This window comes from Nocardia sp. NPDC058497, from assembly GCF_042720195.1.
In the GTDB taxonomy this organism is placed as follows: domain Bacteria; phylum Actinomycetota; class Actinomycetes; order Mycobacteriales; family Mycobacteriaceae; genus Nocardia.
In genome coordinates this window covers 1-18418 of record NZ_JBHXMY010000056.1, presented here as the reverse complement: position 1 = coordinate 18418, position 18418 = coordinate 1, and the positions used below count along the sequence as shown (strand labels likewise).

Sequence of the window (18418 nt, the reverse complement as noted above, 5' to 3'; positions counted from 1 at the left end):
CGTTCGCGTACATGTGCAACAGCGGCACCTTGGTGCCCGGTGCGAGGTAGTAGCCGACCGGGGTGCAGATCCCGCCCGGCCGCAGGGCGCGCAGGGCCGCGTCGACACCCGCTGCGGTGGAGGTGCCTTCGACGGCGATGTCGTAGTTCCGGGACGGCAGGCCGGCGCGGCGGAGTTTTCCCTTGGCGACCGGATGCGCTCGGGCGCCGAGCTTTTCGGCGATCGCGAGGCGTTCGGGCCGGTGGTCGACGTAGTCGACGACCTCGGCGCCGTGCGCGACCGCCAACCCGGCCGCGTAGAGCCCGATGCTCTGCGCCGCACCGCCGAGGACGAGCACTGATCCGCCGGGACGCTCGGCGAGCGGCCCGACGACGCAGCGCCAGGCATCGGTGAGATTGTCACTGGCGGCGGCGATCCGCAGCGGGTCCACCCCGGCAGGCACCCTGACAAGCATGTGATCGGCGTAGGGGATACGCAGCAGATCGGCGACCATACCGCCCCACGGTCCACTGGCCGGTCCGAACCCGAACGCCGCCAGGGTGCTGGTCCGGGTCGTCGCGCACTTGGCGGTCAGCCCGCGCTCGCATTCGGGGCATTCCCCGCACGACACCGCCCACGGCACGACCACCACGTCACCGGGGACCAGCCCCGTGACATCGGCGCCGACTTCGACGACCTCCGCGACGCATTCGTGGCCGATGCCGAACGGGCCGCGGAACGGGACGTCCCCGCAGATGCTCGCGACCACCGGATCGATGAATCCGGCCCGCAGCCCGACCTGCATGGCGCGGGAGACGTGCCGGTGGATGGGCATGGTGTCGCCGTCGCAGCGTCCGGCGACGAACGGGCGGACGATCGCGTCGCGGGGTTCGGACAGGACCGGGTCGGGTCGTTCGCGCCAGGCGAGGTGGTGGGCGCGGACGAGTTGCAGCTCCCGCATTACCCGCGTGCTCCGGCCGCCAGCGCCTTCAGCTCGGCGAATCGGATGATGTTGCCCGCGGCGCCCCACGTGCCCTCGGGCTGTTCGTGGATGAGCACCCACACGCGCAACGCGTCGGCCTCGGTGAGCCCGGTGGCGGCGAGGACGTCGTCGGTCACCTGCTTGACCAAGCCCGCTTTCCGGCGTTCGGACAGTGCTCCTTCGGGCACGGTGGCGTCCACCCGGAAGCGGGGCAGGTCGTCCTCGGCGGTGCCGAACGCGCCGGTGGGCACCTCGTGGATCAGGCACCAGGCCTGGGCGCGGAAGAACGCGGTGTCCGGTGCGCCTTCCCAGGTGAGCAAGGTCGCGGCGAGCGTCTTCTGCAACTGCTGCCGGACATCGCCGGTCAGGACGGCTTCGGGCAGCGTGAGCTGGATCATCGGCATGGGGAACACCTCCGTTATAACGACTGTTATAGATGGGCGACGGTACGCTATGACGGTCGTTATGGTCAAGGGAGGTGCTGGATGGCGCAGTCGGATGCGCGCGATCGATTGGTGGCCGGTGCGGCCGACATGCTGCGGCGCCGTGGCTTGAACGCGACCAGCGTGCGGGAGCTGGCCAAGCACTCCGGCGCGCCACTGGGCTCGACGTATCACTACTTTCCCGGCGGCAAGTCGCAGCTGGCCGCCGAGGCCGTTCGCCTCGCGGACGCGCTCACGGTGCGCAAGCTGATTGCCGAGTTGCCCTCAGGTCCGGTCGACGGCCTGCGTGCGTTCGTCGCCATGTGGCGAAAGATCGTGGTGGACAGCGACTTCGAGGCAGGCTGTCCGGTGCTGGCGGTGTCGGTGGAGGACCAGCCCGCCGACGACGACGAACCCCGGCGCGCGGCCGCCGAGGCGTTCGGTCATTGGACCGGCCTGCTCGCCGGATCCCTGCGCGAGCACGGCGCGACCGCCGACGCGGCCGACCGGACCGCGACCCTGATCGTCGCCTCGATCGAGGGCACCGTCGCCATGTGCCGGGCCCAGCGCAGTACCCTCCCGCTCGACCACACCGCCCAGGCCTTGGAAGGCGTCGTCCAGGCTGTCATCGCGCCCGTTGTGGACTGACGGGGCGAGCTATCGACCGCGCGCGGCCGCGAGCATGGCGTGCGGGCGGACCTCGCCGGCGCGCGGGCGTTGCTGCCGTTCGAGTTCGGTGAAACCGGCCGAGCGGAGCAGTTCGGACATTTCGTCGACCGGCCAGCGATAGGCCGATGTCACTTTGTGCGGGAACATTTCCACGTGCTCGGTGCTGTCGAAGAAGCCGATCACCAGTCGTGCGCCCGGTGCGAGGATCCGGCTGAATTCCGCCAGGATTTCCGGTAGTTCGGCCGGTGTGAAGTGGATCAGTGAATACCAGGCGAGGATGCCGCCGATCGTCGCGGGCGGGGTGTCGATGGCGCGGAGGGAATCGACGCGGAACGGCACGCCGGGGTAGTGGGATCGGGCGTGGGCGATGAACTCGGGGACGAGATCGATGCCGGTGGCGGTGAGGCCCGCCTCGTGCAGGACATGGGTGAAATGGCCGGGGCCGCAGCCCAGATCCAGGACCGGACCTTCGGCGTCCGCGAGGTGGCGCAGGACGAAGTCGGTGTCGTCGGGATCGAGGTCGGCGGGCCTGCTGAACAGGTCGATGTACAGCTCGTTGATCGCGCTGTAGGCGGTTCGGACGGTGGCGTCGGACACGAGTCGACGGTAGCGCGCCCATCGTCGAGACAGCCACTGGATAGGGCATGCCCCATCCGATGGATCGTTTGTGCCCGCGGGTCCCGGGTAGTCGAATGGGAGGAGCCGTACGCACTCCCCAGTCGTAGACGAAGGGATCCGACGATGCCGATCAAGCCTGTTCGCCGCGTTGCTCGCACGTTGCTGGCGACGACATTCGTAGCCGGGGGCGTCACCGCGTTGATGAATCCGAAACCCCGTGCCGCGGCGGCGACCGCGCTGGCCGACAAGGGCAGGGCCGACCTGCCCGAATCGCTCGCCGCGCGGGTGCCCGACGATCCGAGCCGCTTCGTGCAGATCAATGCCGTCGTGCAGATCGCGGGCGGGGTGTTGCGGGGCATCGGGCGGGCGCCGCGACCTGCCGCGCTGGTGCTGGCGGCGACGGTGGTGCCGGGGACGGTCACCGAGCAGGACTTCTGGGCCGAGTCGGATCCGGATAAGAAGGCGGCCAAGCGGGCGGGATTCCTCAAGGATCTCGGGCTGCTCGGCGGTCTGTTGATCGCGGCGTCCGACACCGCGGGCAAGCCGTCGCTGGGCTGGCGGGCCAGGCAGGCGCTGGCGCGCCGGGAACCGGAGAGCGCGGCCTTCGTCGACGCGGCCAAGGTCCGCGGCGCGCACCTGGCCGAAGTGGCGGGCGAGCAGGGCTCCCATCTGGCCGACGTGGCCCGCGAACGCGGCCCGCAGCTCGCCGAGGCCGCCCGCGAACGGGGCGCGCAGCTGGCCGAGGTCGCCAAGGAACGCGGTCCCGAGCTCGCCGAGGCGGCGCGGGAACGGAGTTCGCACCTGGCCGAGGTCGCGAAAGAGCGTGGTCCCGAGCTTGCCGAGGCGGCGCGTGAGCGAGGTGCGCACTGGGCCGAGGTCGCGAAGGAACGCGGTCCCGAGCTGGCCGAGGTCGCGCGGGAACGGGGAGCGCATCTGGCCGAGGTCGCCAAGGAGCGCGGGCCCGAGCTCGCCGTGGCCGCGCGGGAACGGGGTTGGCACCTGCTCGATATCGCCAGGGCGCGCAGCGCGTACGCGGCCGAGCTGGCGCGCGAGCGGGCCGAGCGGCTCGAAGCAGCGGCGCGGGAACACCGGGCCGCCGCCCGCTGAGGGTTAGGGCCTACGAGCGCGCCACCACCCGTCGACCACCGCGCTGAGCGTTCACTACCCGCCGATCGGTCGCAATCGGGACCATCGGCGCGTTTGGTGAATGCTCAGCGCATGCCCGCCCGCCCACAACGCAGTCGGCGGTGGCGAAGTCGGCTGTCGTTCGTTGCGCCGGCGTGTCCATGATCGTGCTGCCCCGAGATCCGTGGTCTGTCGAAAACCCTTCGCCGCGGCGGAGAATGAACACGGGTCGGGCTGTGTCGCCGAAAAATGCCCTCCGAGAACAGCGCGATGAGGTCAATCCGCGCGAATCGGGCTCGGGGGGCAGTTTCGGCATGAATACTGCATATTCGCAGTGCATTTCGGAGAGTGGGATTCATCTGATGTTGTCCGGTCGTGAAACGTCCAAGCCGTATGCCGTTCGAGTCGCCCTCATCGGCGTCGCGGTGACGATCGGGCTGCTCGGCGCGGCGGCGCCCGCGTCGGCGCTGCCAGGCTCGGGCTCGGCGACCGGGTCGGCCACCGGATCCGCCGATCTGGCCACCGGATCCGCCGATCTGGCCACGGGCTCGGCCACCGGGTCATCGGGGGCTGCCGCGGCGGGTGCCGCGGGCGCGTACCTGACCTGGCAGTCGGCGCAGTTCATCCAGAAGACGATTCAGATGCTGCTCGCCGTCCCGCGTAATCAGCTGTAGGACAGCTACTTCCAGGCTCGTTCCCAGCGCTCGGCCGCCCAGTCCCGCACGTCGGGACTGAGCGCGATCGCGGGCAGCAGCAGCGCGAAGCCGATGACCAGCACGGCCAGCCGCACCCACACGCTGAGTTCGCCGAGGGCGCGTAGCAGCGCGGGCAGCACGCAGAGCGCGGCGAGGACGACCAGGACGATCGCCGCGAGATTGCGGCCGGGGCCCGCGATCAGCGCGGCGCAGGTGCCGAAGCACAGGCCGAGGACCAATCCGCCGACGCCGACGAAGTAGTTGTCCCAGGCGAGCCAGCTCGGGCGGGTAGACCGTTGAGTGACCACGCGGCGGAGCTTAGCGCGCTCAGCTGTCCGTGCGCGGAGGTCTGGGCCACGGGTTTTCCTCGATCCGCTCGACCGAGCGATTGAACTTCTGCATGAGCCTGCTCAACTCGCCGACATCCTCGGCGTCCCAGTCGGCGACGACGGCGCCGATGCCGGCGGCGCGGTGCTTCTGGTCCGAGGCCAGCGCGGCCCTGCCCTCGGCGGTGGCGCGCACCTTGCGGGCGACGCCGCCGTCGGGGTCGGGCACCCGTTCCACCAGTTCCTGCTTCAGCATCGCGCCGACCTGGCGGTTGATCGTGGAGATGTCGAGCTGGAACGCCTCCGACAGCTCGCGCAGGCTCAGCGGTGCGCTCAGCTCCAAGCGGGTGAGGATGAGGAACGCGGAGCGGTCGAGCAGGAAACCGGGTCGGCGGCGCGTCGTGGCGAGCGAGTGGCGCGAAATCAGGTTCAGCTCGAACACCAGGCGGGTGAACGGGGTGTCGTCGACGGGGCCGGAATCGGACATACGCCAACTATGTCGCGTGGATCACCGCGAATCAAAATTGTGCACCATACACATGCTGTGTACGGTGCATATTTGTGTCTGTAACCGCAGCCGACGTCACGCCGGCCACCACCGAAACCCGCGGCGTCTCGCCTGCCGTGCTCATCGCGGTGCTCAGTACCGTCGGCGTCGTCGTCTCGCTCATGCAGACGCTGGTCATCCCGATCATCCCGTCGCTGCCCGGCCTGCTGAACACCTCGGCGTCCAACGCCTCCTGGGTGGTCACCGCGACGCTGCTGGCCGGCGCGGTCTCCACGCCCATCGCGGGCAAGCTCGGCGACATGTTCGGCAAGCGGCTGGTGCTCGTCGCCAATCTCGGCTTCATGATCGTCGGCTCGGTGATCTGCGCGAGCTTCTCCTCGCTGCTGCCCGAGATCCTCGGCCGCTCGCTGCAGGGCGTCGCGGTGGGCGCGATCCCGCTGGGCATCAGCATCATGCGCGACGAACTGCCCGCCGAGAAGGTCGGCGGCGCGATGGCCGTGATGAGCGCGACCCTCGGCGTCGGTGGCGCGGTCGGCATGCCGTTCGCGGCCGTGATCGCGCAGAACGCGAACTGGCACATGCTGTTCTGGACCGCCGCCGGGCTCGGTGCGCTGTGCGCGGTGCTGGTGTTCGTCTTCGTGCCGGAATCGCCGGTGCGCACGCCGTCGAAGTTCGACTTCGGTGGTGCGGTCGGGCTGTCCATCGCGCTGCTCACACTGCTGATCGGCATCACCAAGGGCGCCGACTGGGGCTGGACCAGCGCCTCGATTCTCGGCCTGTTCGGCGCCTCGCTGGCCAGCTTCCTGCTCTGGGGTTCCTACGAACTCCGGCAGGGCTCGCCGCTGGTCGACCTGCGGGTCTCGGCGCGGCCGCGGGTGCTGTTCACCAACCTGGCCTCGATCGCGGTCGGCTTCGCGCTCTACGGCATGTCGCTGACGTTCCCGCAGCTGCTGATGGCGCCCACCGAGACCGGATACGGCTTCGGCTTGTCGATGGTGGCCGCGGGTCTGGCGATGGCGCCGGGCGGTGTGGTCATGATGCTGCTCTCGCCGGTGTCGGCGCGGCTGTCGGCGAAGAAGGGACCCAAGCTGACTCTGGCCCTCGGCTCGGCGGTGATCGGTCTCGGCTACCTCTTCGCGGTGCTGCTGATGGACAGTGTCTGGCAGATCGTGGTCGCCGGGATCATCGTCGCCGGTGGTGTCGGCCTGGCCTACGCCGCCATGCCCGCGCTGATCATGGGCGCGGTGCCGATCACCGAGACCGCCGCGGCGAACGGCCTGAACTCGCTGATGCGTTCGGTCGGCACCTCCACCTCGGCCGCGGTGATGGGTGTGGTTCTGGCACACATGACGATGCGGCTCGGACCGCACGTGCTGCCCTCGCGCGAGGGTTTTCACGCCGCTTTCTACATCGCGATCGCCGGCGCGGTCGTCGCGATCGTGCTGACCGCCTGTATCCCGATCCGCAGGAGCGACTAGCGCTCAGTCCGGCACCGGCGAGAACACGACCAGCGACCACTCCCGCCGCGGGATCGTGTAGTCGAGGGCGTGCATGATCATCGTGATCGGCGCGCCGGTGTCCGGATGCCGGAACCGCTGGACCGGGCGGTCCAGGTGGGTCGGCGCCTCCGGCTCGGTGGTCCAGAATTCGGTCCACTCCTCGGCCTGGGAACAGGAGGCGACCAGCTCGTCGATCCGCTGCTGCGGCGCGACGCCGGGGCTCATCACCCGGAAGCCGTAGACGCACAGGTGGACCTGGGTTTTCCAATCGAGCATCGCGGTGCGCGAGCGCGGGTCGAGCAGCATCCACTCGAGCAGCGTCGTGCCCGCGCTCAGGCCGGGGAAGTACCGTTCCCACGCCGCGTTCGCCGCGACGATGTCGAAGGTCGAGTACACCTGCAGGCTGGCGGGGTAGGGCATCGCGTCGAGCAGGACGAGATCGGCGGCGGGCACCTCACCCGCGGTGTCGGGCGGTGGGCTGTCGTAGCGGTCGGCCAGTGACAGCGACACCAGGTGGTCGCGGAACAGGTCCGGCACCTCCAGCGCGTCGAACAGCGAGGTGAGGGCCTCCACGGTCGGTGTGCGCGTGCCCTGCTCGATCTTCTGGATGAGTGCGGGGGAGATACCGGCCGCGGCGCTGAGCGCGGCGCGGGTCAGCCCTGCGGATTCCCGGCGTTCGCGCAGGTACCGCGCGATCGGCGGATACGGGTTGTCCACGTTCGCAATCCTCTTTCGGGCCGGTGGGCACAAGGGCAATAGGCAGGGCCAGAAAGGAGACTAGGCGGTCGTCTTCGGCACCAGGACAACCAAGGACCAAGTGCGGCGTGGCATTGTGAAATCCAGGTTGTGCAACGCCAGCGGTGTCGGTTCGCCGGTGTCGATGTCGCGCACCAGGAGTTCGGGGTCATCGATGCCATAGGGCGGCTGCGGCTCGGTCGTCCACAGGCGATTCCACTCCTGGGCACGGGAGCAGGACGTGACGATTTCGTCGATCCGCGTCTGCGGCACCAGGCCAGGGCTTGTCATCCGGAAACTGAAGACACTCGCGTGGACCTGTCGTTCCCATTCCATGACCACTGAGCGGGCCGCCGGGTCGAGCAGCATCCATTCGAGCAGCGTCATCCCCGGCGCGAGCCCCGGGAACTGCCGCGCCCAGGCGGCATTGATCGCCAAGATATCGAAGGTGGGGAAAACCTGCAGGCTGGCCGGATGGGTGATGCTGTCGAGGAGCTTGCGCTCGGTCGCGGGGACAGCCGCCTCGACCGGTGCCGGTTTGTCGTATCGATGCGACAGTGACAGCGACACGAGGTGGTCGCGGAACGGGTCGGGAATCGCCAACCCGTCGCACAGCGCCGTCAGTGCCTCGAGCGTGGGGGCGCGGGTGCCCTGCTCGATCTTCTGGATGAGCGCGGGCGAGACACCCGCGAGGGCGCCGAGTGCCGCTCTCGTCAGCCCGGCGGATTCGCGGCGTTCGCGAAGGAAGCGCGCGATCGGCGCATGCGGGTCCTCCACGCCACTTCCTCTTCCTGGTCGCTGGGACAAATTGGGACAGTCGTCTAGCTTGACCGAGAGTAAAGCGTTCGCAAAAATTCTCACAGCCGGGCGGGGAACCGCACGGCTACCAGTTCAGCGCAGCACGGTGATCCAGGCCGGTGTCCGCGCTGGTCAGGTCGGTGGGTTCCGGAGCGGTACGTGTTCGAGACCACGTCCGCGCCCCGTGCGTGGACGTCGCCGGAGGGGACGGCACGCACGCTGGATGCGCGCCGAGAGCGTGGTAGCGAGCCGATACCCGGGTGGCGCAGGGGTCCACCCGGTGATCGTGCTTCCACCCGGCCCGCTCCGGAGCCCACTATCCCGTGACCCGATCCGGGAACCACGGGCGCCCCCGGTTCGTCTTAGAGGCAGAAGACAGAACGAAAGCGGGGGGCGATGACGCAAGTACAGGCCGGACCTACCGGCCGCACAGCGCGCTGGTTGCTCGGGATCTCCGGGCTGCTCGCGGTGACGGCCGTGGTGGTCGTCGGACTCGTGTGGTGGCAGCACGATTGGGGCGAGCCGTTCCCGACGCTGGACAGCGAACACCTCGACGAACAGCAACTGGCCCTGGTCGACGTGCTGCGCCGCGAATACGAGCACCCCGGCGACGGTCCGAAATACGCCGAGGGCGTCGAGGAAGCCTGGTGCGCCGATTTCGTCAGCTGGACGATGCGCGCGGCGGGCAGGCCGCTGGCCAACCCGAACTCCGGGTCGTGGCGCATTCCCGGGGTCTACACGCTGCAGGAGTACTACCAGAGCGTCGGCCGGTTCACGCCGGGCGACGTCGGCTACCGGCCGCGCCTGGGTGATGTGGTGCTTTACGGCCCGTCGAGTCCGCTGGGTCAGCACACCAACATCGTGCTGAAGGCCGACGGCGATTCGATCACCACCATCGGCGGCAACGAGATGGGCTCGGTCCGGGTCCGGACGATCGAACTCGCCGAAACCGCCGATCTGGTGGGTTACGGGCGTTTCTGAAATCGATTGTCGCTCAAGACAACTGATGTGATCCAGAACGGCGGTACTTCGCGGGTACCCGTACGATGGAATCGGTGGCGCCCGGCAGCGCCCCGGCCGACCCCTCCGTCCTGCTTCCCCCTCATCGGCAGGACGGGGGGAGTTGTGCCACCAACCGGGGGTTTCCCTTCGTCACGTACCGTGTTCGATGTGCGCGAGAAGGTGGCCGGGGAGGCACGGCGAGACCCGAGGTGGATCGAGTATGCCGATTTCGGCGAGCGTTTCGTCACCTACGCGGTGACCGAGGAGCGCATCGCGGCGGCCGTCGCTGGCATGACCGGCCGTGGGGTGACGATCGGACCGTTCTCGCTCGGCCCCGCCGGACTGGCCGGCTTCGTCGCCGAGGGCACGCTCGGGACCCCCGTCGTCACCCGCAATCCCGGTGACGCGCTCACCTTCGGGGTGCGGGTGCCGCTGACGCTGGCCGTCAACCTCGTGCTCGGCGGCCGCAAGCTGGGCTTGGCCGCCAAGGTGGAGATCGGGCTGACGTTGCACGCGCGCACCGCCAAACCCCTGCTGGTGGTGATCGACGTCGCCCCGGTGACCGCCAGGGACGTGAGCTTCACGCTGCGCGCCGAGGCCATCGATACCGCGTGGGAAATGCTGCTCGACCCGATCGCGGGCCTGGTGCAGCGCGAGGTCGCGAACCGGGTCAACGCCATCGTCGGCGACCCGAAGGTCCGTTCCGAGCGGGTCTTCGACATCGAGGCGATCCTCGACGGCTACCGCTCACCGCATCGCCACGACACCGTCTTCGAGTGGATCGACTTCCGTGAGTTCGGCCTGCGGTTCTTCGCCGACATCGTCACCAGGGACCGGGTGCACGACGTGGTCGCGCAGATGGCGGGCAGCGAGATCGTGGTCGGCCCGCTGTCCGAGGGCCCGCGTGGCGCGGCCACGGTGACCGTGCGCGGTGCGATCGAGCAGCCGCGCGTGATCGATCGCGGGGTGGCGGAGCCGGGTGCCGCGCGCGTGTTCGACATGACGCTGCCGGTGGGGCTCGACATCACCGTCGACGTGCTCAAGGCCAACCACTACCGCGCCGACCTGGAGATTCCGCTGGTCCTCACGGCCAGGGCCGCCGAGCCGCTGCAGATCGTCATCGACGTGCCGCCGCCCGCGCTCGAGGACATCTCGATGGAGTTCACGGCGAAAGGGCTGCGCGCGGCCACCCTGGCCCGGCTGGCCGGGATCAAGCGGCAAGTGGTGGCGCAGGTCGTCGCCGTGGTCAGCACCGAGCTGGCCGACCCGACGGGCCGCACCATCGACGTGGGCGCGGCCATCGACAGCGCCACCTGACCCGTGTGACTGCTGGGACGAAAGTGACTTTTGGTTCTGGCGGTTCCCCTGGGGTTGTGGTGAAATGAGTGAACGTTCGAGGCTCCCGGCGCGCGGGAAACGGGGAAGGCGCGCCGGGCACGCTGCCGGTTGAGGGTCGGGTTGCGCGAAGGAGTCCTGCGATGCGTTCTGTTCCGGTGACCAGGCGGGAATTCTTCGGATTCACCGCCGCCGCGGCCGCTGTCGGTCTCGGTGTGTCCGCCGCGCCCGCCGCGGCGCAATCCTTCGGCACCCTCGTCGACTACGCCGCGGGCGTGCCGTCCGCCGAATCGATCAGGGCCGCCGGGCACATCGGCGTGATCCGCTATGTCTCCGACCGCAGGCCGGGCGCGGAGTGGATGGAAGGCAAGCCCCTGCTTGCCGCCGAGGTCGAGGACCTGATGTCGGCGGGGTTGTCGATCGTGTCGAACTACCAGTTCGGCAAGGGACCGACGGCCGACTGGCGTGGCGGGCTGGAAGCGGGCAAGCAGCACGCCGAACGCGGCTGGGCGCTGCACACCGCGGCGGGTGGTCCCGACACCGCGCCGATCTACGCCTCCATCGACGACAACCCGTCCGAAGCGGAATTCGACGAGATGATCGCGCCCTATATCGAAGGGTGGCGGTCGGTGCTCGGCGCCGAACTCGTCGGTATCTACGCCAATACTCCGACCATCGACCGCGCGCTCGACGCCGGTCTGGGTTCCTGGTTCTGGCAGCACAATTGGGGAACTCCGAAGGGTTACGTGCACCCCGGTGCGCAGCTGCATCAGTTCGAGATCGACAAGCGCGACATCGACGGTGTCGGCGTCGATCTGAACCGGGTGCTGGCCGAGGATTACGGCCAGTGGTGAACTCGCCGCCCCCGGCAGTACTCCCGGAGGCGGCGAGGTGACATCAGTCGACGGCGGTTCCCTCCAGCTCGATCAGCTGGCCGGGGATCGCCAGCCGGGTGACCCCGAGCATCGTGGTCGCCGGCGCCACCCCGGCAGCGCCCAACCGTGACGCCAGCACGCCGTAGTGCTGGAACAGCAGATCGACATCGGTGGTGTAGACGTTGAGCCGCACCAGGTTCGCCAGCGTCATTCCTGCCTCTTTGAGCACACCCTCCACGTTGTCGATGCTCAGCGCCAGCTGCGCGGCCATGTCACCGTCGTGCTCGGGCTTGCCCTCGCTGCTCATCGCGGTCTGCCCGGAGCAGTACAGGGTTCGGGTGTGACCCGAGACGAGCTCACCCTGGTTGAATCCCATGTCCACCGACCACGTCACCGGGTTGACTGCCGTTCGTTCCACTGCCAGCTCCATTCGATTCGTTCGAAGTACGTGGTGGTAAGCCTCCCAACGAATCACGACATCCTGTGTCGTGTATTCCCGGTAGATTTTTCGTATGCGTGCGGACCGGTTGGTGTCGCTGGTGCTGCTGCTGCGCCAGCGGGGTCGGCTGTCCGCGACCGAGCTCGCCGACGAGCTGGAAGTGTCCACCCGCACCGTGTTGCGCGATATCGAGGCGCTGTCTTCGGCCGGTGTCCCGGTCTTCGCCGAACGTGGCAGGCACGGCGGTTTCGCGTTGCTCCCCGGGTTTCGGACCGAGCTCACCGGGCTGAATCATGACGAGGCGCTGGCCCTGCTGGTCGCCGGATCACGGCGCGGCGCACAGGCATTCGGCCTCGGCTCGGCGCTGGCCTCGGCGATGCTCAAGGTCGTCGACGCGCTGCCCGACAGCTATCGAAACACCGCGGCCGACGTGGCCGAGCGCTTGCTCATCGACCCCGAGACCGATCTGCTCTCGCGTCGGGTCGTTGCCGAGGAAGTGCCCGGCACGATCCTGGCCGAGGTCCGGCGCGCGGTCTTCGCCGGAAACAAGCTGCGCATCCACTACGCGGCCATCGACCAGGACCCGACGTGGCGCACGGTGGACCCGATCGGGCTGGTCGTCGTGCGCGACCAGGGGTACCTGCTGGCCCTGAGATCCGGCGCGGAGCGGACCTATCGGCTGTCGCGGGTGCTGGCTGCCGAGGAACTCGCCGAACCGGCACAGCGACCGGACCGGGTCGACCTGGATCTGGCCTGGCGGGAACGCAGCACGCGGTTCCGGACTGGCGGCGACCAGCTCGCTGTGCTGGTCCGGGTAAACCCGGCGCGGCGGGAGGAACTGGTCAGCACCGCACTGGCTGTGCGCACCGAGGAGCCCGACGCAGACGGCTGGCTGCGGATGGAGGTGGCCTTCCAAGACGCACGTCACGCCGAATGGGCGCTGTGGCAGCTCGGGACGGACGCGGAAGCTGTGGCTCCGCAGTCGTTGCGCACTGCCCTGCGCGACCGCGCCGCCGCGATCGCGACCCGCTACGCCTAGGTCTGGCAGTGGCAGGTCGGCGCGAGCCGCAGATCCGGCTCGTCGTCGGGGATCACTCGCAGCGCCATTCTGTCGTCGGGTTCGGCGCATACACCGCGCCACGACAGCAGAGACCAGCGCGACAGGCCGGACAACGCCGAGCCGATGCTCGCGAACGAGCCGGATGAGATCGCCGATCCCAACGAGCCGACCGAGCCGATGGACAGCACCGAACCGACACTGCCGATCGACAGCACCGAGTAGGCCGAACCGATCGACAGGATCGAGCCCTCGGATCGATAAGACAGGATGGAACGGCTGGAGCGCCGGCTCCGAATCGACCGAGCAGCGCGGGGTGAACCTTGCGTGGTCGCCATGGTTCTCGGTCTACCACATCGGGATGCCCGCGGGAACCCGTTGACAACGACAGAGCCCGGCCGGTTCCCGAGGGGAACGGACCGGGCTCGGTGCGTCGATGGCCTAGACGGTGAAGAAGCCCAGGGTCGGCAGGAAGTTGCAGGTGCGCGGCGCGGCGCCCTCGGCCTGCGTGGTCAGCGAACCGGAGACGACGGCGACGACGCGCCCGTGGCCGGTGTTCGCGATGGCAGACAGCGTGGCCGGGCCGCCCGGGTTGATCTTGGCCTCGTCGGTCAGCGTCTGCACCGCCGACTGGCGGGTATCGAGGTTGAGCCACTGCACCGTCATCGGCGGGTTCTGCTCGGCGGTCGGCGCCTTGGTGCCGAGCGCGGTGAACACGAAACCGGCCTGACCGGCGGCGACGCCGGGCGGGGGCAGCTGGGCGGGACCGGCGACGGCCAGCGCGGTGCCGACCGAGTCGGCGCTGTCACCGATGCAGCCCTTGCCGATCGTCGGGTACAGGAACTGCGCGATGACCGGGCCGTCCTGCGGAAGGTCGGGACCGCCGCCGCCGCTGCCGTCGAGGAAGGTGATGATCCGCTCGAGCGTGGCCTTGATGGCGGGCGGCAGGTTCAGGGTGGCCAGCAGGGCGCGCGCCTGGTCGAGCAGGGCGGTCTGCGGGCTGGCGACGTCGGCGGGGCCGGCGATCAGGCCGACGACGGCGGGGGCGAAGGCGGCGAGCGCGTCGACCGGGACGCCCTCGGGCACCATTGGAACGCTGATCGGCGCTGCCTGCTGGGCAGGCGCGGGAGCGGCGATGGTCGACGCCGGCGCGGCGAGCATGGCACTTGCCGCAATGGCGACTGCGGTCGTTGCGATCCGCGATCCTCGGCTACGAAGCACTTGTCCAGCCGTCCTTACCTCGGTGTTGCGATGGGGCGAGGGTGTCGAGCCCTTCGATGTCGGGGTCACTCTAAAGGACATCGCTGCCGTGTTGTACAGCCGCCCGGCCCGTGGCGGCGTACCGACCGAGCCCCGCTCATCGACGCTAGCCCTGACTGCTGTGACGACTGGGGATGTTGATGCAAATGTTACCGATGGTGTCGCGCGCCCACGCGTCAACCCGTGCGCGCGGCCGCCCGCGCCCGCACGGTTAAAGTGATCGCAGCAACGCGACGCGGCGCCGACGCCACCCACACGACCGAAAGCCTGGCATTGAACCGACACCTCCGATGGGCTCTCGCGCTGCTCGGATTGTCCGTGCTCGCCAGGCTGTGCTGGATGTTGTTCGCGAAGAACGGGCTCAATGTCGTCGACCTGCACGTCTATGTCGACGGGTCGGCCGCGCTGCTCACCGATCGGCTCTACGACTTCACCTACGCGGAGAAGACGCCGGACTTCCCGCTGCCGTTCACCTATCCGCCGTTCGCCGCGCTGGTCTTCTTCCCGCTGCACTACCTGCCGTTCGCTGCGGTCGCGGTCGGCTGGATGCTGGCGACGGTCGCCGCGCTCTACGGCGTCATCCGGATCAGCTTCGAACTGCTGATCGGCGCCGAACGGGCCAGGCAGACGCGCTGGATCACCGCGGCGGTCGGGTGGACGGCGCTGGGCGTCTGGCTCGAGCCGGTGCGGACCACCATCGACTACGGCCAGGTCAACGTGTTCCTGGTGTTCGGCGCGATGCTGGCGGTGCGCAGTGCGCGCTGGTGGATCTCGGGCACGCTGGTCGGCGTGATCGCCGGCATCAAGCTGACGCCCGCCATCACCGGCCTGTACTTCGTCGCCCGCCGCCGCTGGGCGACGGTGCTGTGGTCGGCGGCGGCATTCGGTCTGACGGTCGCTGTGAGCTTTCTCATCAACGCGCACGAGGCGCGGCGCTACTTCGGCACGCTGCTCGGCGACGCCGACCGGATCGGGCCGGTCGGCTCGGTCTGGAATCAGTCGCTGCGCGGCACGCTGAGCCGGATCCTCGGCTACGACGTGCAGTCGGGACCGTGGTGGATCGCCGCGGTGCTGGTCACGGTGGTGCTGGCGTTCCTGGCGTGGCGCACGCTCGGCCCGGACGACCGGCTCGGCACCCTGGTGCTCGTGCAGTTGTTCGGCGTGATGATCTCGCCGATCTCCTGGTCGCACCACTGGGTCTGGCTGATCCCGACCGTGCTGTGGCTGCTGTACGGGCCGCTGCGCGCCGAGCGCACCGCCCGGATCATCGCCGGGTTCTGGGTGCTGACGATGCTGATCGGCGTGCCGTGGGTGCTGTCGTTCGCGCAGCCGACCATCTGGACGATCCCGCGGCCGTGGCCGCTGGCCTGGCTGGGCGCGGTCGACGTCATCGGGGTGTTCGTGCTGCTGGGCTGGCTGGTCTGGCACGGCCGCGACACCCTGCGCACGCAGGCGCGCGCCATCGCCCGCCGGCCCGCGGTCGAAGTTCCGGCGGGCTGAGGTTCAGCCGCCGACGATCTCGTCGATGGTGTGCGCGAGCGCGGTGTCGTTCGCGGTCAGGCCACCCACGGAGTGCGTGCTCAAGGTGAAACGCAGTGTGCGCCACCGGATATCGATGTCGGGATGGTGGTCGGCCGCCGCGGCGGCCACGGCGACCCGGCGGACCAGATCAATGCCTGCCGGGAAAGAGGAAGCCTTGAATGTGCGGGTGATCGCGTCGCCGTCACGCGACCACTCCGGCAGCGTGGCCAGGGCGATGGTGATCTCGGGGTCGGAGAGCAATGCCGGTTTACCCATACCAGCAGTTCTACGCCTCGTTCGGGCAGCACGCATCGCCCGCCGTCGATGCGTCTCAGGCCGCGCGCGCCTTCTTCAGCGCCTTTTTGAGATCTTTACCGCACACTCCGGCGGCCTCGGCCTTCTTCATTCGCATGATGACGACGGGGCATTTGAAGCACCGCGTCTTCTTCCTGCAGCACTTTTTCTTAGGCTTGAGGCTGGAAACCTTCTTCGCCTTCACCTTGCCCATGCGGGTTAGCGTACCCTAAGTACAAAGCCTGACACGTGCGTGCCACTCTCGTACCGGTACGGTGTAACAGGCCGCGATGCCAGATGAATGCGCGCCAATACACCAACAGCAGGAGGATTGAGGCGTGTCGTCTACACGCGATTTTCGCAACGTCGCCATCGTGGCCCACGTCGACCACGGCAAGACGACGCTGGTCGACGCCATGCTTCGTCAGTCGGGCGCGTTCGCTGAGCGAGCCGAACTGGTCGACCGGGTCATGGACTCCGGAGATCTCGAGCGCGAGAAGGGCATCACCATTCTCGCCAAGAACACGGCGGTCCACCGCCACCATTCCGACGGTTCCGTCACCGTCATCAACGTGATCGATACCCCCGGCCACGCCGACTTCGGTGGCGAGGTCGAGCGCGGCCTGTCCATGGTCGACGGTGTCGTGCTGCTCGTCGACGCCTCCGAGGGCCCGCTGCCGCAGACCCGGTTCGTGCTGCGCAAGGCGCTCGCGGCCAAGCTGCCGGTGATCCTGGTCGTCAACAAGACCGACCGCCCCGACGCCCGGATCGAGGAGGTCGTCGAGGAGTCGCACGACCTGCTGCTCGACCTGGCCTCCGACCTCGACGACGAGGCCGCCGAAGCCGCCGAGCTGGCGCTGGACCTGCCGGTCCTCTACGCCTCCGGCCGTGAGGGCAAGGCCTCCAAGGAGCGTCCCGAGAACGGTTCGGCGCCCGCCGCCGAGAACCTCGACGCCCTGTTCGACGTGCTCATGGAGAACATCCCGGCGCCCAAGGGCAACCCGGAAGCTCCGCTGCAGGCCCACGTCACCAACCTCGACGCCTCGGCCTTCCTCGGCCGCCTGGCGCTGGTTCGCGTGCACAACGGCGAGCTGCGCAAGGGCCAGAACGTCACCTGGATCAACGCCGACGGCGCCAAGCAGGTCAAGATCACCGAGCTGCTGCAGACCATCGGTGTCGAGCGGCAGCCGGGCGAGGTCGCCGTCGCCGGTGACATCGTCGCCATCGCCGGCATCCCGGACATCATGATCGGCGACACCCTCGCCGACATCGAGAACCCGGTCGCGCTGCCGCGCATCTCCGTCGACGAGCCCGCCATCTCGGTGGTCATCGGCACCAACACCTCGCCGCTGGTCGGCCGGGTGCAGGGCCACAAGCTGACCGCCCGCATGGTGAAGTCGCGCCTGGACCAGGAACTGATCGGCAACGTGTCGCTGCGCGTGCTCGACATCGGCCGTCCCGACGCCTGGGAGGTGCAGGGCCGTGGTGAGCTGGCGCTGGCCATCCTGGTCGAGCAGATGCGCCGCGAGGGCTTCGAGCTGACCGTCGGCAAGCCGCAGGTGGTCACCAAGCAGGTCGACGGCAAGGTGCACGAGCCGTTCGAAGAGCTGACCATCGACTGCCCCGACGAGTACCTGGGCGCGATCACCCAGCTGCTGGCCGCCCGCAAGGGCAAGATGGTGCAGATGAGCAACCACGCCGCCGGCTGGGTGCGCATGGAGTTCATCGTGCCGTCGCGTGGCCTGATCGGTTTCCGCACGGTGTTCCTCACCGAGACCCGCGGCACCGGTATCGCCAATGCCGTCTCGCACGGCTACGCGCCGTGGGCCGGCGAGATCCGCGCCCGCCACACCGGTTCGCTGGTGTCGGACCGCGCGGGCACCGTCACCCCGTTCGCGATGATTCAGCTGGCCGACCGTGGTCAGTTCTTCGTGGAGCCCGGCGCGGACACCTACGAGGGCATGGTCGTCGGCATCAACCCGCGTGCCGAGGATCTCGACATCAACGTCACCCGCGAGAAGAAGCTGACGAACATGCGCAGCGCGACCGCGGACACGTTCGAGACCATGGCCAAGCCGCTGCAGCTCGACCTGGAGCTGGCGATGGAGTTCTGTGCGGGCGACGAGTGCGTCGAGGTCACCCCCGAGGTGGTCCGCGTGCGCAAGGTGGTGCTGGGCGCCAACGAGCGTGCTCGCGACCTGTCGCGCCGCAAGGCGCGCGACCGCGCGGGCGCCGGTTCCTAGCTCGACTTCGCTCTAAACGGTCAGCGGGCCCGGCGG

At 69.0% G+C, this 18418-nt stretch carries 22 protein-coding genes; 10 read left to right on the top strand and 12 right to left on the bottom strand.

The window, feature by feature from the left end; all coding sequences use genetic code 11:
• Window positions 1–940 (bottom strand): zinc-binding dehydrogenase (locus ACFWPJ_RS06650; protein WP_378848026.1); only part of this gene is annotated, 940 nt, incomplete at its 3' end.
• A complete protein-coding gene (locus tag ACFWPJ_RS06645; protein ID WP_378848024.1) occupies window positions 940–1365 on the bottom strand; it encodes a 4-oxalocrotonate tautomerase family protein in 426 nt (141 codons plus the stop codon). The genes ACFWPJ_RS06645 and ACFWPJ_RS06650, both read right to left, overlap by 1 nt.
• A gap of 81 nt (window positions 1366–1446) precedes the next feature.
• On the opposite strand from ACFWPJ_RS06645, the gene ACFWPJ_RS06640 reads away from it, so the two are divergent.
• Window positions 1447–2031 carry a TetR/AcrR family transcriptional regulator gene (locus ACFWPJ_RS06640; RefSeq protein WP_378848021.1) on the top strand — a complete coding sequence of 195 codons (585 nt, stop codon included), beginning with the start codon at window positions 1447–1449 and terminating at the stop codon, window positions 2029–2031.
• Window positions 2032–2040: 9 nt separating this feature from the next.
• Here the strand turns inward: ACFWPJ_RS06640 and ACFWPJ_RS06635 are convergent, their stop codons facing one another.
• A complete protein-coding gene (locus ACFWPJ_RS06635; RefSeq protein WP_378848018.1) occupies window positions 2041–2649 on the bottom strand; it encodes a class I SAM-dependent methyltransferase in 609 nt (202 codons plus the stop codon).
• Between the two features lie 144 nt (window positions 2650–2793).
• On the opposite strand from ACFWPJ_RS06635, the gene ACFWPJ_RS06630 reads away from it, so the two are divergent.
• Both ACFWPJ_RS06630 and ACFWPJ_RS06625 read left to right on the top strand, forming a co-directional pair.
• A complete protein-coding gene (locus tag ACFWPJ_RS06630) occupies window positions 2794–3777 on the top strand; it encodes a DoxX family membrane protein (RefSeq protein ID WP_378848015.1) in 984 nt (327 codons plus the stop codon).
• Window positions 3778–4157: 380 nt separating this feature from the next.
• Complete coding sequence (locus ACFWPJ_RS06625; RefSeq protein ID WP_378848012.1) at window positions 4158–4469, top strand: hypothetical protein; 312 nt, start codon at window positions 4158–4160, stop codon at window positions 4467–4469.
• A 5-nt stretch (window positions 4470–4474) separates the two neighbouring features.
• Here ACFWPJ_RS06625 and ACFWPJ_RS06620 read toward each other — a convergent pair whose 3' ends face one another.
• Together ACFWPJ_RS06620 and ACFWPJ_RS06615 are read right to left on the bottom strand one after the other, a co-directional pair.
• On the bottom strand, window positions 4475–4798 hold the full coding sequence (locus ACFWPJ_RS06620; protein WP_378848010.1) for a hypothetical protein: 324 nt from the start codon (window positions 4796–4798) through the stop codon (window positions 4475–4477).
• A 19-nt stretch (window positions 4799–4817) separates the two neighbouring features.
• On the bottom strand, window positions 4818–5303 hold the full coding sequence (locus ACFWPJ_RS06615) for a MarR family winged helix-turn-helix transcriptional regulator (protein ID WP_378848007.1): 486 nt from the start codon (window positions 5301–5303) through the stop codon (window positions 4818–4820).
• Window positions 5304–5377: 74 nt separating this feature from the next.
• Between ACFWPJ_RS06615 and ACFWPJ_RS06610 the strand changes: the two genes are divergently transcribed.
• Window positions 5378–6802: an MFS transporter gene (locus ACFWPJ_RS06610; protein ID WP_378848004.1), complete on the top strand. Its 1425-nt coding sequence runs from the start codon at window positions 5378–5380 to the stop codon at window positions 6800–6802.
• 3 nt (window positions 6803–6805) lie between these two features.
• Here the strand turns inward: ACFWPJ_RS06610 and ACFWPJ_RS06605 are convergent, their stop codons facing one another.
• Both ACFWPJ_RS06605 and ACFWPJ_RS06600 read right to left on the bottom strand, forming a co-directional pair.
• Window positions 6806–7540: a helix-turn-helix domain-containing protein gene (locus tag ACFWPJ_RS06605; RefSeq protein ID WP_378848002.1), complete on the bottom strand. Its 735-nt coding sequence runs from the start codon at window positions 7538–7540 to the stop codon at window positions 6806–6808.
• 60 nt (window positions 7541–7600) lie between these two features.
• Entirely contained in the window at window positions 7601–8335 is a 735-nt protein-coding gene (locus ACFWPJ_RS06600; RefSeq protein WP_378847999.1) for a helix-turn-helix domain-containing protein, read from the bottom strand.
• Between the two features lie 417 nt (window positions 8336–8752).
• On the opposite strand from ACFWPJ_RS06600, the gene ACFWPJ_RS06595 reads away from it, so the two are divergent.
• The 3 genes from ACFWPJ_RS06595 (at window position 8753) to ACFWPJ_RS06585 (ending at window position 11547) form a co-directional block, all read left to right on the top strand.
• On the top strand, window positions 8753–9337 hold the full coding sequence (locus tag ACFWPJ_RS06595) for a CHAP domain-containing protein (RefSeq protein ID WP_378847996.1): 585 nt from the start codon (window positions 8753–8755) through the stop codon (window positions 9335–9337).
• 189 nt (window positions 9338–9526) lie between these two features.
• Window positions 9527–10675, top strand: a complete 1149-nt coding sequence (locus ACFWPJ_RS06590) for a hypothetical protein (RefSeq protein ID WP_378847994.1) — start codon at window positions 9527–9529, stop codon at window positions 10673–10675.
• Between the two features lie 161 nt (window positions 10676–10836).
• A complete protein-coding gene (locus ACFWPJ_RS06585; protein ID WP_378847992.1) occupies window positions 10837–11547 on the top strand; it encodes a DUF1906 domain-containing protein in 711 nt (236 codons plus the stop codon).
• Window positions 11548–11590: 43 nt separating this feature from the next.
• Here the strand turns inward: ACFWPJ_RS06585 and ACFWPJ_RS06580 are convergent, their stop codons facing one another.
• A complete protein-coding gene (locus ACFWPJ_RS06580) occupies window positions 11591–11986 on the bottom strand; it encodes a RidA family protein (RefSeq protein WP_378847989.1) in 396 nt (131 codons plus the stop codon).
• 94 nt (window positions 11987–12080) lie between these two features.
• Between ACFWPJ_RS06580 and ACFWPJ_RS06575 the strand changes: the two genes are divergently transcribed.
• Complete coding sequence (locus ACFWPJ_RS06575) at window positions 12081–13046, top strand: helix-turn-helix transcriptional regulator (RefSeq protein ID WP_378847987.1); 966 nt, start codon at window positions 12081–12083, stop codon at window positions 13044–13046.
• Here the strand turns inward: ACFWPJ_RS06575 and ACFWPJ_RS06570 are convergent.
• Together ACFWPJ_RS06570 and ACFWPJ_RS06565 are read right to left on the bottom strand one after the other, a co-directional pair.
• Complete coding sequence (locus ACFWPJ_RS06570) at window positions 13043–13402, bottom strand: hypothetical protein (protein WP_378847985.1); 360 nt, start codon at window positions 13400–13402, stop codon at window positions 13043–13045. The two genes, ACFWPJ_RS06575 and ACFWPJ_RS06570, sit on opposite strands and share 4 nt — an antisense overlap.
• Before the next feature lie 103 nt (window positions 13403–13505).
• The gene (locus ACFWPJ_RS06565; RefSeq protein ID WP_378847982.1) at window positions 13506–14225 is read right to left on the bottom strand and encodes a hypothetical protein; all 720 of its coding nucleotides are present in this window, start codon (window positions 14223–14225) and stop codon (window positions 13506–13508) included.
• 315 nt (window positions 14226–14540) lie between these two features.
• On the opposite strand from ACFWPJ_RS06565, the gene ACFWPJ_RS06560 reads away from it, so the two are divergent.
• Window positions 14541–15824, top strand: coding sequence for a mannosyltransferase (locus ACFWPJ_RS06560; RefSeq protein ID WP_378847979.1), 1284 nt, complete (start codon window positions 14541–14543; stop codon window positions 15822–15824).
• Window positions 15825–15827: 3 nt separating this feature from the next.
• Here ACFWPJ_RS06560 and ACFWPJ_RS06555 read toward each other — a convergent pair whose 3' ends face one another.
• Together ACFWPJ_RS06555 and ACFWPJ_RS06550 are read right to left on the bottom strand one after the other, a co-directional pair.
• Window positions 15828–16121 (bottom strand): 4a-hydroxytetrahydrobiopterin dehydratase, encoded by a 294-nt coding sequence (locus tag ACFWPJ_RS06555; RefSeq protein ID WP_378847977.1) that lies wholly within the window; start codon window positions 16119–16121, stop codon window positions 15828–15830.
• 55 nt (window positions 16122–16176) lie between these two features.
• On the bottom strand, window positions 16177–16353 hold the full coding sequence (locus ACFWPJ_RS06550; protein ID WP_302872448.1) for a hypothetical protein: 177 nt from the start codon (window positions 16351–16353) through the stop codon (window positions 16177–16179).
• A gap of 124 nt (window positions 16354–16477) precedes the next feature.
• Here ACFWPJ_RS06550 and typA point away from each other — a divergent pair, with 124 nt between their 5' ends.
• Window positions 16478–18382, top strand: a complete 1905-nt coding sequence (gene typA, locus ACFWPJ_RS06545) for a translational GTPase TypA (RefSeq protein WP_378847973.1) — start codon at window positions 16478–16480, stop codon at window positions 18380–18382.
• Window positions 18383–18418 lie beyond the last annotated feature (36 nt).

Bases quoted from the DNA above. Each gene is read 5' to 3' on its own strand.
- ACFWPJ_RS06645 (WP_378848024.1), bottom strand. From the start codon at position 1,365: ATGCCGATGATCCAGCTCACGCTGCCCGAAGCCGTCCTGACCGGCGAT.
- ACFWPJ_RS06640 (WP_378848021.1), top strand. From the start codon at position 1,447: ATGGCGCAGTCGGATGCGCGCGATCGATTGGTGGCCGGTGCGGCCGAC.
- ACFWPJ_RS06630 (WP_378848015.1), top strand. From the start codon at position 2,794: ATGCCGATCAAGCCTGTTCGCCGCGTTGCTCGCACGTTGCTGGCGACG.
- ACFWPJ_RS06625 (WP_378848012.1), top strand. From the start codon at position 4,158: ATGTTGTCCGGTCGTGAAACGTCCAAGCCGTATGCCGTTCGAGTCGCC.
- ACFWPJ_RS06615 (WP_378848007.1), bottom strand. From the start codon at position 5,303: ATGTCCGATTCCGGCCCCGTCGACGACACCCCGTTCACCCGCCTGGTG.
- ACFWPJ_RS06595 (WP_378847996.1), top strand. From the start codon at position 8,753: ATGACGCAAGTACAGGCCGGACCTACCGGCCGCACAGCGCGCTGGTTG.
- ACFWPJ_RS06585 (WP_378847992.1), top strand. From the start codon at position 10,837: ATGCGTTCTGTTCCGGTGACCAGGCGGGAATTCTTCGGATTCACCGCC.
- ACFWPJ_RS06575 (WP_378847987.1), top strand. From the start codon at position 12,081: ATGCGTGCGGACCGGTTGGTGTCGCTGGTGCTGCTGCTGCGCCAGCGG.
- ACFWPJ_RS06570 (WP_378847985.1), bottom strand. From the start codon at position 13,402: ATGGCGACCACGCAAGGTTCACCCCGCGCTGCTCGGTCGATTCGGAGC.
- ACFWPJ_RS06565 (WP_378847982.1), bottom strand. From the start codon at position 14,225: ATGCTCGCCGCGCCGGCGTCGACCATCGCCGCTCCCGCGCCTGCCCAG.
- ACFWPJ_RS06555 (WP_378847977.1), bottom strand. From the start codon at position 16,121: ATGGGTAAACCGGCATTGCTCTCCGACCCCGAGATCACCATCGCCCTG.
- ACFWPJ_RS06550 (WP_302872448.1), bottom strand. From the start codon at position 16,353: ATGGGCAAGGTGAAGGCGAAGAAGGTTTCCAGCCTCAAGCCTAAGAAA.